At 69.2% G+C, this 13,291-nt stretch carries 16 protein-coding genes; 12 read left to right on the top strand and 4 right to left on the bottom strand.

The window, feature by feature from the left end; all coding sequences use genetic code 11:
• Window positions 1-11 precede the first annotated feature (11 nt).
• Together AB0J40_RS41600 and AB0J40_RS41605 are read left to right on the top strand one after the other, a co-directional pair.
• Window positions 12-203 carry a helix-turn-helix domain-containing protein gene (locus AB0J40_RS41600; protein WP_364465107.1) on the top strand — a complete coding sequence of 64 codons (192 nt, stop codon included), beginning with the start codon at window positions 12-14 and terminating at the stop codon, window positions 201-203.
• Complete coding sequence (locus AB0J40_RS41605; protein ID WP_364465109.1) at window positions 203-1,462, top strand: site-specific integrase; 1,260 nt, start codon at window positions 203-205, stop codon at window positions 1,460-1,462. The genes AB0J40_RS41600 and AB0J40_RS41605 overlap by 1 nt, the downstream gene beginning before the upstream one ends.
• 85 nt (window positions 1,463-1,547) lie before the next feature.
• On the opposite strand, the gene AB0J40_RS41610 is transcribed toward AB0J40_RS41605, so the two are convergent.
• Entirely contained in the window at window positions 1,548-1,916 is a 369-nt protein-coding gene (locus AB0J40_RS41610) for a VOC family protein (protein WP_364465111.1), read from the bottom strand.
• A 122-nt stretch (window positions 1,917-2,038) separates the two neighbouring features.
• On the opposite strand from AB0J40_RS41610, the gene AB0J40_RS41615 reads away from it, so the two are divergent.
• The 7 genes from AB0J40_RS41615 (at window position 2,039) to AB0J40_RS41645 (ending at window position 6,939) form a co-directional block, all read left to right on the top strand.
• On the top strand, window positions 2,039-2,392 hold the full coding sequence (locus AB0J40_RS41615) for a hypothetical protein (protein ID WP_364465113.1): 354 nt from the start codon (window positions 2,039-2,041) through the stop codon (window positions 2,390-2,392).
• Entirely contained in the window at window positions 2,392-2,997 is a 606-nt protein-coding gene (locus AB0J40_RS41620; protein WP_364465115.1) for a histidine phosphatase family protein, read from the top strand. The genes AB0J40_RS41615 and AB0J40_RS41620 overlap by 1 nt, the downstream gene beginning before the upstream one ends.
• Window positions 2,998-3,070: 73 nt before the next feature.
• Window positions 3,071-3,652 (top strand): transglutaminase family protein, encoded by a 582-nt coding sequence (locus AB0J40_RS41625; RefSeq protein ID WP_364465117.1) that lies wholly within the window; start codon window positions 3,071-3,073, stop codon window positions 3,650-3,652.
• Window positions 3,653-3,835: 183 nt separating this feature from the next.
• Window positions 3,836-4,849: a hypothetical protein gene (locus tag AB0J40_RS41630; protein WP_364465119.1), complete on the top strand. Its 1,014-nt coding sequence runs from the start codon at window positions 3,836-3,838 to the stop codon at window positions 4,847-4,849.
• 2 nt (window positions 4,850-4,851) lie between these two features.
• Window positions 4,852-5,490 carry a hypothetical protein gene (locus tag AB0J40_RS41635; protein WP_364465121.1) on the top strand — a complete coding sequence of 213 codons (639 nt, stop codon included), beginning with the start codon at window positions 4,852-4,854 and terminating at the stop codon, window positions 5,488-5,490.
• 72 nt (window positions 5,491-5,562) lie between these two features.
• Window positions 5,563-6,234: an HD family phosphohydrolase gene (locus tag AB0J40_RS41640; RefSeq protein ID WP_364465123.1), complete on the top strand. Its 672-nt coding sequence runs from the start codon at window positions 5,563-5,565 to the stop codon at window positions 6,232-6,234.
• A 438-nt stretch (window positions 6,235-6,672) separates the two neighbouring features.
• Window positions 6,673-6,939, top strand: coding sequence for a hypothetical protein (locus AB0J40_RS41645; protein ID WP_364465125.1), 267 nt, complete (start codon window positions 6,673-6,675; stop codon window positions 6,937-6,939).
• On the opposite strand, the gene AB0J40_RS41650 is transcribed toward AB0J40_RS41645, so the two are convergent.
• On the bottom strand, window positions 6,936-7,586 hold the full coding sequence (locus AB0J40_RS41650) for a class II aldolase/adducin family protein (RefSeq protein WP_364465127.1): 651 nt from the start codon (window positions 7,584-7,586) through the stop codon (window positions 6,936-6,938). The two genes, AB0J40_RS41645 and AB0J40_RS41650, sit on opposite strands and share 4 nt — an antisense overlap.
• A 90-nt stretch (window positions 7,587-7,676) precedes the next feature.
• Window positions 7,677-8,588: a hypothetical protein gene (locus AB0J40_RS41655; protein WP_364465129.1), complete on the bottom strand. Its 912-nt coding sequence runs from the start codon at window positions 8,586-8,588 to the stop codon at window positions 7,677-7,679.
• 177 nt (window positions 8,589-8,765) lie between these two features.
• Between AB0J40_RS41655 and AB0J40_RS41660 the strand changes: the two genes are divergently transcribed.
• The 3 genes from AB0J40_RS41660 to AB0J40_RS41670 are packed head-to-tail and all read left to right on the top strand — an operon-like array spanning window position 8,766 to window position 12,416.
• Window positions 8,766-9,938 carry a DUF445 family protein gene (locus AB0J40_RS41660; RefSeq protein WP_364465191.1) on the top strand — a complete coding sequence of 391 codons (1,173 nt, stop codon included), beginning with the start codon at window positions 8,766-8,768 and terminating at the stop codon, window positions 9,936-9,938.
• Window positions 9,939-9,997: 59 nt separating this feature from the next.
• Window positions 9,998-11,170, top strand: a complete 1,173-nt coding sequence (locus tag AB0J40_RS41665) for a DUF445 family protein (RefSeq protein WP_364465193.1) — start codon at window positions 9,998-10,000, stop codon at window positions 11,168-11,170.
• 37 nt (window positions 11,171-11,207) lie between these two features.
• The gene (locus AB0J40_RS41670) at window positions 11,208-12,416 is read left to right on the top strand and encodes a DUF445 domain-containing protein (RefSeq protein ID WP_364465195.1); all 1,209 of its coding nucleotides are present in this window, start codon (window positions 11,208-11,210) and stop codon (window positions 12,414-12,416) included.
• On the opposite strand, the gene AB0J40_RS41675 is transcribed toward AB0J40_RS41670, so the two are convergent.
• A complete protein-coding gene (locus AB0J40_RS41675) occupies window positions 12,413-13,288 on the bottom strand; it encodes a metal ABC transporter permease (RefSeq protein ID WP_364465131.1) in 876 nt (291 codons plus the stop codon). The genes AB0J40_RS41670 and AB0J40_RS41675 overlap by 4 nt on opposite strands.
• Window positions 13,289-13,291 lie beyond the last annotated feature (3 nt).

Genomic DNA, 13,291 nt, shown 5'->3' on the forward strand with positions numbered 1-13,291 from the left:
CAGGGGGAACCATGAACAACTTCGAAAGCACTGACCAGCTCTGGTCAGTTGAGGACGTCGCTGCCTACCTCCGCGTGCCGGTGAAGACGCTCTACCAGTGGAAGTGGCGGGGCGAGGGGCCGCCGGTGAGCAAGGTTGGACGGCACCTGCGGTACGACGCCGCGTTGGTCCGGGCATGGGTGGCCGGGCTGGAGGCTGCCTGATGGGACACGTCCAGGACCGCTGGTACCGGCCGAAGAAGGACAACGCGGGCAAGGTCGTGCTCAACGGGCGCGGCAAGCCGGTGCTTGAGAAGACCGAGCTGTACGGCATCGGGAAGCGTTATCGGGTGCGGTACGAGGATCCGACCGGCGCGGAGCGGAGCAAGTCGTTCGCGGACAAGCAGAAGCGCGCGGCCGACGACTTCCTGACCAAGGTCGAGCACGAGATGAATCAGGGGGTGTACACAGACCCTGAGGCGGGGAAGGTGCCGTTTCGGCAGTACGCGGACAAGTGGCTGCGCACGCAGACTTTCGAGGAGTCCACGCGTGAGTCGGTCGGTGTCCGGCTCAAGAACCACATCTATCCCTACCTCGGGGACAAGTACCTGGACATGGTGAAGCCGTCGAGCATCCGGGAGTGGGACCGGGCGCTGCAGGACGGCAAGCTGGCCGCGAGCTACCGGCAGGTGCTCTTCGTCCACGTGCAGAGCATCTTCAACGCTGCGATCGATGACGAGTTGATCAGGAAGAACCCGTGCAACGCGTCGTCCGTGCGGAAGCCGGCCATTCCCGCGCGCAAGATCGTTCCGTGGACAACCGACCGGGTTCACGCCGTGCGCGACGCCATCTCCGAGCGGTACAAGGTCACGGTGTCCCTCGGCGCTGGGCTCGGCCTGCGGCAGGGCGAGGCGTTCGGCCTGGCCCTCGACGACGTCGACTTCGATGAAGACATGGTGACGGTCCAGCGGCAGGTGAAGTTCGTCTACGGCAAGCCGTGCTTCGGGCCGCCCAAGCGGGGCAAGATCCGCGAAGTCCCGCTGCCCTCGTCGGTCGCCCGAGACATAGAGGAGCACGTCGCGAAGTTCCCGCCGATCGTCGTCACGCTGCCCTGGCAGCATCCCGGCGGCGAACTCGTCTCGGCGCGCGTGATCGTCTACACGCGGGACCGGACCGCCGTCTCCCGGCCCGTCTACAACCAGTGGGCGTGGGGACCGGCCTTGAAGAAGGCTGAAGTTCCCCGGGTCAAGCGCGTCGACGGGTTCCACGCGCTGCGGCACTTCTACGCCTCGACACTGCTGGACGCCGGGGAGTCCATCACCGCACTCGCCGAACACCTCGGCCACAGTGACCCCGGGTTCACACTGCGGACGTACACGCACCTCATGCCGTCGAGCAAGGACCGGACCCGGCGGGCCGTCGACAACGTGCTCGGCGTCCGGCCTGAACCCCCGGCACGGCCTGATGACGGCCTGGCGGCATGATCTAGGTCATGAACCGCAGGTCAAGCGCGGTTCCATGCCTTGTACTACCAGTTCTGACGCCCTCCCGACACGCAGCGACGGCCGGTCAGGCGCGGTCGTGGAGGGTGATCCGGTAGCCGTCGGGGTCGGCGAACGTGAACGTCCGGCCGAAGGGGCCGTCGATCGGCTCGGCCACGATCCGGTGGCCGTCCGCGACCAATGCGTCGTGAATCGCCTGGACTTCCGTTGCGTGGAGCCAGATCGCGGCGCCGATGCCCGGCTGGGCGACGGAGTCGAGATCCGTGCCGGGGACGACGTCGCGGAGTGCGAACGCGATCGGCTTCGTCTCGAAGACGACGGCGTGCGGCGGTCCGGCCGGCGAGCGGACCAGGCCGAGGTACTTCTCGTAGAACGCCTGCGAAGCGGCGAGATCGCGCGCCTGGAGCGAAACGAAGTCGGGGCCGGTGACGGGCATGTCGTACTCCTCATGTCAGGTTCCTTACACGAACCACTGTATGTCAGGATCCTGACATGAGTCAACCGCCCGCTCCCCGAAGCCGCCTGGCAGCATGAGCACGATCGAGAGGGGCACCCGCAATGACCGAGCTGGCCAGGACACCGGGCGTGATCCCGTACGTGGACCACCACGACGGCCCCCGCCGGCTGCTCGCGGTCGAGATCCCGCACCTCGGCCACACGGTCCGCGCGTACGCCCCGATCGCCAGCATCGACGGCCGCCAGTACGTCGTGTCGTGGGGCTCGGTGAGCTTCGAAATCCCCGCCGACCGCAACGTCCACGTGAGCGTCCACCTGCACACCAACAGCGGCTACGAGCACACGATCACCCCGTTCGCCTCGACCGTCCTCCCACCGCACCCCGCCCCGATCCGGCTGCTCGCCCAGTTCACGCCGAGCCAAGGCCCGCAGGGTGCCCTCGTCCCCGTCGGCTGATGCTCGCGACGCGGTACCTCTTCCTCACCCGCCACGGCGAAGCGGCACCCACCGGCGACCTCACCGAAGCCGGCCGCCGTCAGGCGCTCCTGCTCGGCAGGCGCCTGCGTGAGATCCCGATCAACGCCGTCCACCACGGTCCCCTGACGCGCGCGAGCCAGACCGCCGCGCTCATCGCCACCCAGCTGCCCGGCGTCCCCGTCTACGTCGACAAAGCGGCCGACGACTTCGTCCCCTACACGCCGATGCGCGAGGAACTGCCCGAGACCTCCGGCGACCTCCTGCACGCCTTCGTCCGACGGCTCCCGCCCGCCGACGAAGAGCTCGCCGCCGAGGCCGAACGGCGGTTCACCGGGCCCGTGCCGGGCGCCGAGACGCGGTACGAAGTGCTTGTCACGCACAACTTCCTCGCCGGCTGGCTCGTGCGCGCCTCGCAGGACGCGCCGCCGTGGCGGTGGCTCGCCCTCAACCACGCCAACGCCGCGCTGACCGTGATCCGCTACTCGCCGGGACGGCCCGCCGCATTGCTGACGTACAACGACGTCGCGCACCTGACCGCGGATCTGCGCTGGACGGGCTTCTCACCCGACTTTTACCTTCCGTAACCGGCGAACGCGGAGCGTCGCCACCCCGGAAAAAGAGGCTCGCCCGAATGGCCGCAGCTGTCAGGATGGCCGGATGAGCCCGGTTCCCGCACCTACCTCCGTTCGGCTGAGCGACTACCTCGCCGCGGACGCCGTCGTCGATCACGACCACCCGGCCGTCCGCGCCCAAGCCGACGCCCTCCGGACCGCCGGGGACGATCCCGTCGCCCGCGCCGAGGCCGCGTTCCGGTTCGTCCGGGACGAGGTCGACCACGTGATCGACGCACGCGATCCGCGCGTCACCTGGCGGGCGTCGGACGTCCTGCGCGAGCGCGTCGGGATCTGCCACGCGAAGGCGCACCTGCTCGCCGCTTTGCTGCGCGCACAAGGGATTCCGGCCGGGTTCTGCTACCAGGAGCTGTCCGCGCTGCACGGGCTGAATGCCGTGTACCTGCACAGCAAATGGGCACGTCTCGACGCCCGCGGCAACCGCACGGGCGCGCGCGGGGAGTTTTCGCTCGACGAGGAAAAACTGGCCTGGCCGGTGGACTTCGCGCGCGGCGAACGCGATCACCCGGAGATCCACCCGGCCCCCGTGCCGGTCGTCGTGGAGTTCCTGATGACCGCCGAACCCGGCCCGGACTGGTACGAAAAGGGGCTCCCGGCCACGCTCTGAAGCCGGTTTTCCGCGATTTTCGAAAACCGCGCCAAGCTGGTTAATTATTGCCGAGAGTGACGTCTGTCCGTCAGCTCTGTCCCCCGAACTTCTTATTTCGCGCGTCCCGTAGGGAGCGTAAAGTGACTCCCCGCGCTCGAACAGACACTTTCAGCTTACGTCCGTTCGGGTGGCTCGAGGGAGGTGAAGCACGTGGTCGCGGATGGCGGACCCCGCCGCCGTACCCCACTGCAGGAGATCTTCTGGACCAGGACGAGCTTGCTCCTCACGGTGCTCGTCGTCGTCGCCGGCCTCAGCCTGTGGCTCGCCGGCCTGATGGACCCCGGCACCGGGAAGAACCTGGTGACGTCGCTGGGCACCGGCACCCTGATCTCCGCGATCGTGGGGTTCGGCACCACGCTGATCACCGCCAGCGCGTCGCAGAAGGCGCTGGTGACCCCGGTGATCGAGGAAAGCAGGCGCGCGCTGGAGGACCTGAGCGCCGAATACCGCGCGCTGAACAAGGAGTTCTTCCCCACCGACGTGTTCGAGGCGACCACCGACCCCGACCCCGGCTTCAACCGGCTGCTGATGGCCGACCTCAACGCGACCCGGCAGTACTTCTTCCGCGGCTTCTCCGGGCGGCACGCGGCCGCCCGCCTGTTGCTTTCCCGCACCGAACGCGAACTCCGGGCCGTCATCGCCGACCCGCGCGACGCCAGCTCGATCAGCGGGCGCGCCCGCTACCTGCTGCGCCGCGAAGCCGGCGACGTCGACTCCGAACAGATCCAGACCCGGCTGGACGAAGAGATCCGGATCGGGCTCGTCGGCCTCTTCCTGGCGCGCAGCCGCTGCGCGTCGGTCGACATCACCGTGGTCGCCGACCCGCCGCTGGACCGGCTCGAACTGTTCGACGACAGCGTGTGGGTGTCGCTCTACAGCGACGTGCGCGGCGCCACGAAGCTGTACCCGCGGTCCCTGCGGTTCACCGAGGGTTCCTTCCTCTACAACATGGAGCGCGCCGAGTTCGTGCGCGTCTCGCAGTCCCGGACCGGCCGCCACTTCCGCATCACGTCCGCGACGACGCGGACGGATTTCCTGGCGCTGTTCGAAAAGATCACCGGATCCCCCCTGTCCGAGGAGCAGTTCCGTGCGCTGGAAAGCAAGTTCCACGCTTTCCGCGCGGAGTTCTCCGAAGTCGCCGAGCTAGGGAGCTGACCTTGCTCACCCGCCTGTCCCCCCTTTCCGAACTGGCCACGCGCCTGCGCGCGGCCGAGTTCCCACTGGCCGCCGGCTGGCGTGCCGTCGACGAGTGGTTCCGGCCGTGGGCCGCCCAGCCCGGGCTGCGCGAGGAGCTGCGCTCGCAGCTGCGCGCGTTGACCACCGCGGAATCCGTGAAAATCCTGCGTTCGTCCCGGGAAACGACCACGCACTTCGCGTGGTGCCTGCTCGATTCGCCGACCGACCCGTTTTCCTTCTGGCTGCACGAATACAAGGCGCAGGAGGACTGGCGGGAGGGCTACGCGGATTCCGTGCACAACCACAGATACCACTTCTGCACCACCATTCTCCGTGGTGACTACCTGCACGAGAGGTACGAAACGACGATCGACGCCGGCACCGGGCTGATCGCGGGCGCGCGGCTGCGGCGCCGGACGTTGTGCCGGGCCGGTGCCTGCGCCACCATGCTGGCCGACGAATTCCACCGCATCCCCGAAGCGGCCGACGGCACGATGACGTTCCTGGTGAAATCACGCCCGGTGAGCAGTTTCAGCCTTTCTTTCGATCCCGCCACGGGAATCGGTCATCGTCACGTTCCGGTAGAGGTCCGATTGGGGGAATTGGCCGACCGCATCTAGCTACCCACCGGCGTCACGGCGCTTACCATTACTCCACCCGTCTGAACACCACGGCCGGGATCGGAGAGGTGTATGCGCACGCAGGAAAGCACGATCGACCACGTCATCGTCGACGCCGTCGCGAACCGGGTTCACCGGCTCTGCCGCCGTTATGCCGAACGGCTGCCGTTCCACGGCTGGCACCATGTGAGTTTCGTCCGCGCGAAGGCGGCCGGCTTCGCCCAGCACAACGGCGCCGACCGCGCGGTGGTGGAGGTCGCGGCGCTGGTGCACGACGTCAACTACCTGGTGCTCCGCAATTCGCCCGCGGCGGCGGGCCGGAGCCTGCGGCTGGAGATCCTCGCGGAGTGCGGGGTGCCCGCCGGCGTCGCCCGGTGGATCGACGAAATCGTCGACGAAGCCGAGATGGCCACGCGCGGCCGCGACATTTCCCTGGAGGCGCAGGCGCTGAGCGACGCGGACACGCTGTTCAAGGCGCTGCCGGTGACGCCGGTGGTGCTCGCGCACCGGTACCTGCGCGAGAACGGGCTGAGCCTGCGCGAGCTGGCGGACAAGATCGTCGGCGAGCAGTGCGACGTCCACGACGAGGGGTACTACTTCTACAACCCCGAGGCGGCGGCGACGTACTCGCGCTGGGCGATGGCGAACCTCCAGCTGTGGCAGTGCATCAAGGAGGCGGTCGACGACCCGACGGTGGCGGAGCTGCTGGACGCGGTCCACGCGGTCGACGCGCTGGCGTCCTAGGCAATTTTTCGTGAATTCCCCGGCGGCGGCGCGGCGGGTTTGATACGCAGGCGGCTCCGGAAGTGAGGAGTCCGCATGACCGAGGGCCCAGGAGCAGAGCCGAATCCGGCAGACCCGGACGCGGTGGGTGGGCAGCCGCAAGGAGGCGTTCCGCCGCAGGGGGCCGCGCCGCACGTGGGCGCGGGTGGCCGGCCGCCGTACCCGGGCGCCGGTCAACCGGAGGCGGCGCCGCACGGAAGCCTTCCGCCACAAGCGGCCGCGCCGCACGGAAGCCTTCCGCCACAAGCGTCCGCGCCGCACGCGGGTGCGGGCGGCCAACCGCCATACCCGGGCGCCCCCGGCCAGCCCTACCCGGGCGCGCTCGGCCAACCGCCCTACCCTGGCGCGGCCGCGCCGCCGTACGGGTACCAGCAGCCGTGGCCCAACCCCGGCGGCCCCTTGCCCCCGCCGAAGGGACCCGGGCTCGGCATCGCCGCCCTCGTCCTCGGCCTGCTCGGGCTCGTGCTGCCGTTCCTGCCGGTGGACATGACCGGGTTCCGGGCCTACGTCGCGTTCCCGTTCGGGCTCGCCGGCGTGGTCCTCGGCGTCCTCGGCTGCATCGGGCGGCGGCGTGGGAAGCCCGCGGCCGCGATCGGTGCCGTGGTGGCCTTCCTCGCCCTGGTGGCCGGGATGATCATGGTGGCCAACCAGGTCGTCCCGCACTAGGTCTGGCCGTAGCCGCGCAGCCGGTCGACGACCTTCGCCACCTCGGGCGGCGGCAGCAGCGCCGGCCGGCCCGCGCCCTGCGCCAGCAGCCAGACCCGGCACGCCCATTCCAGCTGCTGGGCCCGGTGGTAGGCCGCCTCCAGGCCGTCGCCGTAGGTGAGGGTGCCGTGGTTGGCCATCAGGCAGCCGCGGCGCCCTTCGATGGCCTCCAGCACCGCCGCGGCCAGCTCCGGCGTTCCGTACGTGGCGTAGCGCGCGACGCGCACCGAAGGGCCGACCGTGGCGAGGATGTAGTGGATGGGCGGCACCTCGCGCACGAGGGTGGAGACAGCGGTGGCGTGCGGCGAGTGCGTGTGCACGACCGCGGTGACGGGCTCGCCGTCGGGATCGCGCACGTCCCAGTAGACCGACAGATGCATCGGCAGCTCGCTGGTCGGCTTGAGCGAGCCGTCGACGACCTCGCCGCCGAGGTCGACGACCGGGACGTCCGCCGGGTTCATGCTGGAGTAGGGCACGCCGGTCGGGGTGACGGCGACGAGGTCGCCGGCCCGGACCGAGACGTTCCCGGAGGTCCCGACGACGAGGCCGTCCCCGACCATCCGCCGCGCGTAGGCGCACACGGCGGCCCGTTCGGTCTCGAGGAGCATGCGGCGGGTCCGTTCTCGTGGGTGATCAAGCAGCTGTCATGCAGACTGCCAGCCACCCACGAGCTTCGGCCACCTCTCCGGCCGGGGGATTTACGCCTTCGCCGGTGCGGCCTTCGCCGCAGGAGCGGGAGTCGGCTTGCGGTCGCCGTTCTCCGCGGCCGCGGGCTCCGGAGCCAGCAACCGCATGGCCTCCTGCACCGCGACATCCGTCGCCGCGATCCGCTCGGCGACCTTCGACCGCAGGTCCAGCGCCAGCTTCCGGTTCCGGTCCGCCTCGGCCTGCTGGGACCGGGCCGAAGCCAGCGCCGCCTCGGTCTCCTGCTTCTTCCGCGAGATCTCGTCGTCGAAGGCCTTCTTCTTCGCGGCGTACTCGTCGTCGAACGCCTTCTTCTTCGCGGCCAGCTCCTCCGCGGCCTTCCGGTCCGCTTCCTCCCGCAACGAAGCCGCCGCCGCTTCGGCCGCCGCGTCCGCTTCCTTGCGGGCCCGCTCGGCCGCCGCCGCCAGCTCGACCCGCTTCGCGCCCGCCGCCGCGTTCAGCTTCTCGATCTCGCCCTTCGCCTCCGACAGCAGGCGCGCGCGCTCTTCTTCCGCGTCCTTCGCCAGCTTGTCGGCCGTGCGGCGGGTCTCGTGCGCGTACTTGTCGGCCTGTTCGCGGGTCGACGCCGCGTCCGCCTCCGCCGCCGCGCGCAGGTCCGCGATCTCCTCCTCGGCCAGCTGCATCATCATCCGGACGCGCTCGGCCATCGCGCCCGCGCCGGACGGGCTCGAGCTCATCCGCGCGAGCGCGGCCTTCGTCTCGGCGAGCTCCTTCTGCGCGTACGCGAGGGCCTTGGAGAGGTCCGCCGACGTCGCGACGGCTTCGTCGCGGCTGCGGGACGTCTCGCGCAGGTCCTTCTCCAGCGCGGCGAGGCGTTCGTCGACCTGACGCTGGTTGTAGCCGCGGACACCCACGGCGAACTGGGCGGTCTTCGGGGCGGACTGGGGCTTCTCAGGCGCGACCATCGCGCCACCTTAATGAGCTGGGACCCGTTCGCACGTACCGCCAAACGGATGCATCACGGATATTGGAACCCCCGGTGACGCATGGCATCCTGACCGGTGTTGACCAGCGGTCAAAGCGAGGAGGCCACTGTGGACATACTCGCTGACATCGCCGCGCACTGGCACGTCTACGCCACCATGCCGCTCATCGCCGCGCTCATCGGCTACCTCACCAAGCGCGTCGCCATCGAGATGATGTTCCGGCCGCTGGAGTTCAAGGGCATCAAGCCCGTCTTCGGCTGGCAGGGCGTCATCCCGGCGAACGCGCGGCGGATGGCCACCACCGCCGTCGACCTGCTGACCCGCAACCTCGTCGACCCGCAGGAGATCTTCAGCCGCCTCGATCCGGAGGAAATGGTCAAAGAGCTCGAAGCGCCCCTGCTCAAGGCCGTCGAAGACGTCACGCGCGAAGTCATGGAGACCTACCAGCCCAGGCTCTGGGAAATGCTGCCCTCGCGCGCGCAGCGCCTGCTCGTCGACCAGGTCCGCGCGCAGGCGCCGCAGGTCGTCAAGCGGCTGCTGCGGGAGGTCTCGACCAACATCGACGACGTCCTCGACGTCAACGCCATGCTCATCGGCGCCATGGTGCGCGACAAATCGCTGACCTGCCGGCTGATCCGCGAGGTCGCCGCGCCCGAGTTCAGGTTCATCGCGCGCTCGGGGATCTGGTTCGGCTTCGTGATCGGGCTCGTCCAGTTCGTCGCCTGGGCGCTGACGAAACAGCCGCTGATCATGCCCGTCTTCGGTTTCGTCACGGGCTTCGTCACGGACTGGCTGGCGCTCAAGATGATCTTCTACCCGCGCGAGCCGCGCGGGTTCGGCTTCTTCCGCTGGCAGGGCATGTTCCAGAAGCGCCGCCAGGAGGTCGCCGCCGACTACGGCGCGCTGATCGCCGACGAGGTCCTCACCGTGCGGAACGTCCTGGAGGCGGTGCTCACCGGACCGCGCGCGGACAAGCTGTTCGCGCTCATCACCCGCGAGGTCCAGCGCACGATCGACGCGCAGGTCAGCCTGGCCAAGCCGGTCGTCGCCCTGACCATCGGCGGGCGGCAGTACCAGGAGATGAAACGCGCGGCGGCCGCCAAAGCGATCGAATACCTCCCCGAAACGGTGAAGCACGTCGAGAGCTACGCCACCGGCGCGCTCGACGTCCGCAACACGATCGTCGGCAAGATGCAGCAGCTGACCCCGCTGGAGTTCGAAGGGATCCTGCGCCCGGCGTTCAAGCAGGACGAATGGAAGCTGATCGCCGTCGGGGCGGTCATCGGTGGCCTGGTGGGTGAACTCCAGGTGCTGCTCCTGCTGCACTGACGCCGGGCCGATAGCGTGCGCGCGTGGACTTCGGCACGCACTGGCAGGTGTACGTCACCATGCCGTTCATCGCGGCGCTGATCGGCTACGTCACCAAGCGCGTCGCCATCGAAATGATGTTCCGGCCCCTGGAGTTCGTCGGCGTCAAGCCCTTCGGCTGGCAAGGCGTGCTGCCGGCGAACGCCGAGCGCATGGCGGCGACGGCCACCGAGATGCTGACGACCAACCTCGTCGACCCCAAGGAGATCTTCGCCCGGCTCGACCCGGCGCAGGTCGCGAAGGAGATCGAGCAGCCGCTGCTGCGGGTCGTCGAAGACGTCACGCGCGAGGTGATGGAGACCTACCAGCCGCGGCTGTGGGAGGTCCTGCCGAACGGCGCGCAGCAGCTGCTGCTCAAGCGCGTCCAGGCCGAAGCGCCGAAGGCGATCACGAAGATCATGCGGGAGATCGCCGACAACATCGAGGACGTCCTCGACCTCAAGCACATGGTCGTGACGAACCTCGTCCGCGACAAAGCGCTGCTCAACCGGCTGATCCGGGACATCTCGCGGCCGGAGATGCGGTTCATCGCGCGCTCGGGCATCTGGTTCGGGTTCGTCCTCGGCTGCGTCCAGCTGGTGGTGTGGGCGCTGACGAAGTCGCCGATCGTGCTCCCGCTGTTCGGCCTCGGCATCGGCTGGTTCACCGACTGGCTCGCGCTCAAGATGATCTTCCTGCCGCGCGAGCCGAAGCGGTTCTTCGGCCTCTACACCTGGCAGGGCATCTTCCAGAAGCGCCGCGACCAGGTCGCCGCCGACTACGGCGACATGATCGCGCGCGAGATCATCACCATCCCCAACCTGCTGGAAGCGGTGCTGCGCGGGCCGAAGTCCGACAAGCTGTTCGCGATGATCACCCGCGAGGTGCAGAAGACGATCGACGCGCAGGCCAGCGTCGTCAAGCCGTTCGTCGCCATCGCCGTCGGGACGAAGAAGTTCCAGGAGATGAAGCAGACGGCGGCGGCGAAGGCCGCGGAGCGCGTCCCGGAGACGATCCGGTACGCCGAGAACTACGCGATCAACGCCCTCGACGTGCGCAACACGATCGTCGACCGGATGAAGAAGCTGAGCGCACTCGAGTTCGAGCAGCTGCTGCGGCCGGCGTTCCGGCAGGACGAGTGGAAGCTGATCGCCGTCGGCGCGGTGATCGGCGGGCTCGTCGGCGAGTTGCAGGTGCTCGCCCTGCTGGGGTAGCCGGTACGGTTTCGCTCTCGGCATGAGGAGGTCGGAGTTGGACGCGGTCCTGCACGACCTCGCGCTGCACTGGCCGCTGTACGCGGCGATGCCGTTCATCGCGGCGCTGATCGGGTACGTCACCAAGCGCGTCGCCATCGAGATGATGTTCCGGCCGCTCGACTTCGTCGGGATCCCGCCGCTGCTGGGCTGGCAGGGCGTCGTCCCGAAGCACGGCGGGCGGATGGCGGCCGTCGCGACCGAGCTGCTGACGGCGAACCTGCTGGACCTGCGCGAGGTCTTCGGCCGGATCGACCCGGTGATCATCACCAGCGAGCTGGAGCAGCCGCTGCTGCGCGCGGTCGACCACATCGCGCGTGAAGTCCTCGCCGAACACCACCCGCGGCTGTGGGAGGTCATGCCGACGCTGGCGCAGGAGATGCTGATCAAGCAGGTCCAGGCGGCGGCGCCGCGGCTGGTCCGGGAGTTCCTCGACGACGTCCGCGAGAACCTGGACGAGGTCCTCGACGTCCAGCACATGACGGTCCAGCGGCTGACGCGCGACCGCGCGCTGCTGGTGCGGCTGATCCGCGAGACGTCCCGCCCGGAGATGGCGTTCATCGCGCGGATGGGCATCTACTTCGGGTTCGGCCTCGGGCTCGTCCAGACCCTGGTGTGGGCGTTCACCCGCGAACCGCTGGTCCTGCCGATCTTCGGCGGCGCGATCGGGCTGTTCACGGACTGGCTCGCGATCAAGCTGATCTTCGTCCCGCGCGAGCCGGTCCGGCTGGGCCGGATGATCTTCCAGGGCAAGTTCCAGCGGCGACGAGCGGAGGTGGCCCGGCAGTACGGCGAGCTGATCGCGAACGAGGTGCTGACGGTCCAGAACCTGCTGGACGCGGTGCTGCGCGGGCCGCGCGCCGACCGGCTGGCGGCGCTGGTGGAGCACGCCGTCTCCGAAGCGGTCGACAAGCAGGTGCCCTTCTCCCGCACGATGGGCGGCACGCGCCTGAAGGAGATGAAGCACGCGGCGGCGGTGAAGGCGCTGGAGCAGCTGCCGGACACGGCCCGGTACGCCGAGGGGTACCTGACCGAGGCGATGGACGTCGCGAAGGTGATCGAGCAGCGGATGCTGGCGTTGACGCCGCTGGAGTTCGAGGGCTTGCTGCGGCCGGCGTTCCGGCAGGACGAGTGGAAGCTCATCGCGGTCGGCGGGGTGATCGGGTTCGTGGTCGGCGAACTCCAGGTCCTGCTGATGCTGGGTTAGGCCGCCGCGACGAGGGCCGGTTCCACCGCGCGCACCCGCGTCCGGCGGTCGCGCCGCCAGGCGATCACCCGGCAGACCACGTAGATCAAGAACGAAATCGCCGTCACGAACGCGCTCACCGGCAGCCCCGGCGCCAGCGACAGCACGATCCCGCCGAGCGCCGACACCTCCGCGAACACCACGGACAGCACCGTCGCCTTCCACGGTGACGCCGTCACGCGGGCGGCCGCCGCGGCCGGGGTCACCATCAGTGCCACCACCAGCAGCGAGCCGACGACCTTCACGCTCAACGCCGTCGAGACCCCCACCAGCAGCGCGAACACCACCGTCAGCGTCTTCACCGGCACCCCGCGCGCCACGGCCACGTTCCGGTCCACCGAAGCGAACAGCAACGGCCGGTACACCAGCGCCAGCACCGCCAGCACCACCGCCGACGACACCACGAACAAGGTCAGGTTCGTCGAGTCGATCGTGATGATCTGCCCGGTGAGAATGCCGAACTTGTTCCCGGACCGTCCTTTGTAGAAGGACAGGAACAGCACGCCCATCCCGAGACCGAACGACAGGATCACGCCGATCACCGAGTCGCGGTCCGCGTCGCGCGCGCCGAGGACGCCCAGCAGCAGCGCCGCCGCCACCGCGCCGATCAGCGCGCCGTACTCGACGCCGATGCCCAGCAGCAGCGCCGCCGCGCCGCCGGTGAACGCCAGCTCGGACGTCCCGTGCACCGCGAACGACATGCGCCGCATCACGATCAATGGGCCCAGCACCCCCGCGACCAGGCCGAGGATGAGAGCGGCCAGCAGGGCCGTCTGGACGCCGGGGAGCTCGGTGATCAGCTCCCAGGTCTTGCCGAAGTCGAACAGATCCAAGAC

This window comes from Amycolatopsis sp. NPDC049691 (genome assembly GCF_040675005.1).
Classification (GTDB): Bacteria; Actinomycetota; Actinomycetes; order Mycobacteriales; family Pseudonocardiaceae; genus Amycolatopsis.

What these genes read in the sequence shown, in the direction of transcription:
- AB0J40_RS41625 (WP_364465117.1), top strand. Translation starts at nt 3,071, where the DNA reads ATGAGCCCGGTTCCCGCACCTACCTCCGTTCGGCTGAGCGACTACCTC.
- AB0J40_RS41660 (WP_364465191.1), top strand. Translation starts at nt 8,766, where the DNA reads ATGCCGCTCATCGCCGCGCTCATCGGCTACCTCACCAAGCGCGTCGCC.
- AB0J40_RS41605 (WP_364465109.1), top strand. Translation starts at nt 203, where the DNA reads ATGGGACACGTCCAGGACCGCTGGTACCGGCCGAAGAAGGACAACGCG.
- AB0J40_RS41620 (WP_364465115.1), top strand. Translation starts at nt 2,392, where the DNA reads ATGCTCGCGACGCGGTACCTCTTCCTCACCCGCCACGGCGAAGCGGCA.
- AB0J40_RS41665 (WP_364465193.1), top strand. Translation starts at nt 9,998, where the DNA reads ATGCCGTTCATCGCGGCGCTGATCGGCTACGTCACCAAGCGCGTCGCC.
- AB0J40_RS41610 (WP_364465111.1), bottom strand. Translation starts at nt 1,916, where the DNA reads ATGCCCGTCACCGGCCCCGACTTCGTTTCGCTCCAGGCGCGCGATCTC.
- AB0J40_RS41615 (WP_364465113.1), top strand. Translation starts at nt 2,039, where the DNA reads ATGACCGAGCTGGCCAGGACACCGGGCGTGATCCCGTACGTGGACCAC.
- AB0J40_RS41600 (WP_364465107.1), top strand. Translation starts at nt 12, where the DNA reads ATGAACAACTTCGAAAGCACTGACCAGCTCTGGTCAGTTGAGGACGTC.
- AB0J40_RS41640 (WP_364465123.1), top strand. Translation starts at nt 5,563, where the DNA reads ATGCGCACGCAGGAAAGCACGATCGACCACGTCATCGTCGACGCCGTC.
- AB0J40_RS41655 (WP_364465129.1), bottom strand. Translation starts at nt 8,588, where the DNA reads ATGGTCGCGCCTGAGAAGCCCCAGTCCGCCCCGAAGACCGCCCAGTTC.
- AB0J40_RS41650 (WP_364465127.1), bottom strand. Translation starts at nt 7,586, where the DNA reads ATGCTCCTCGAGACCGAACGGGCCGCCGTGTGCGCCTACGCGCGGCGG.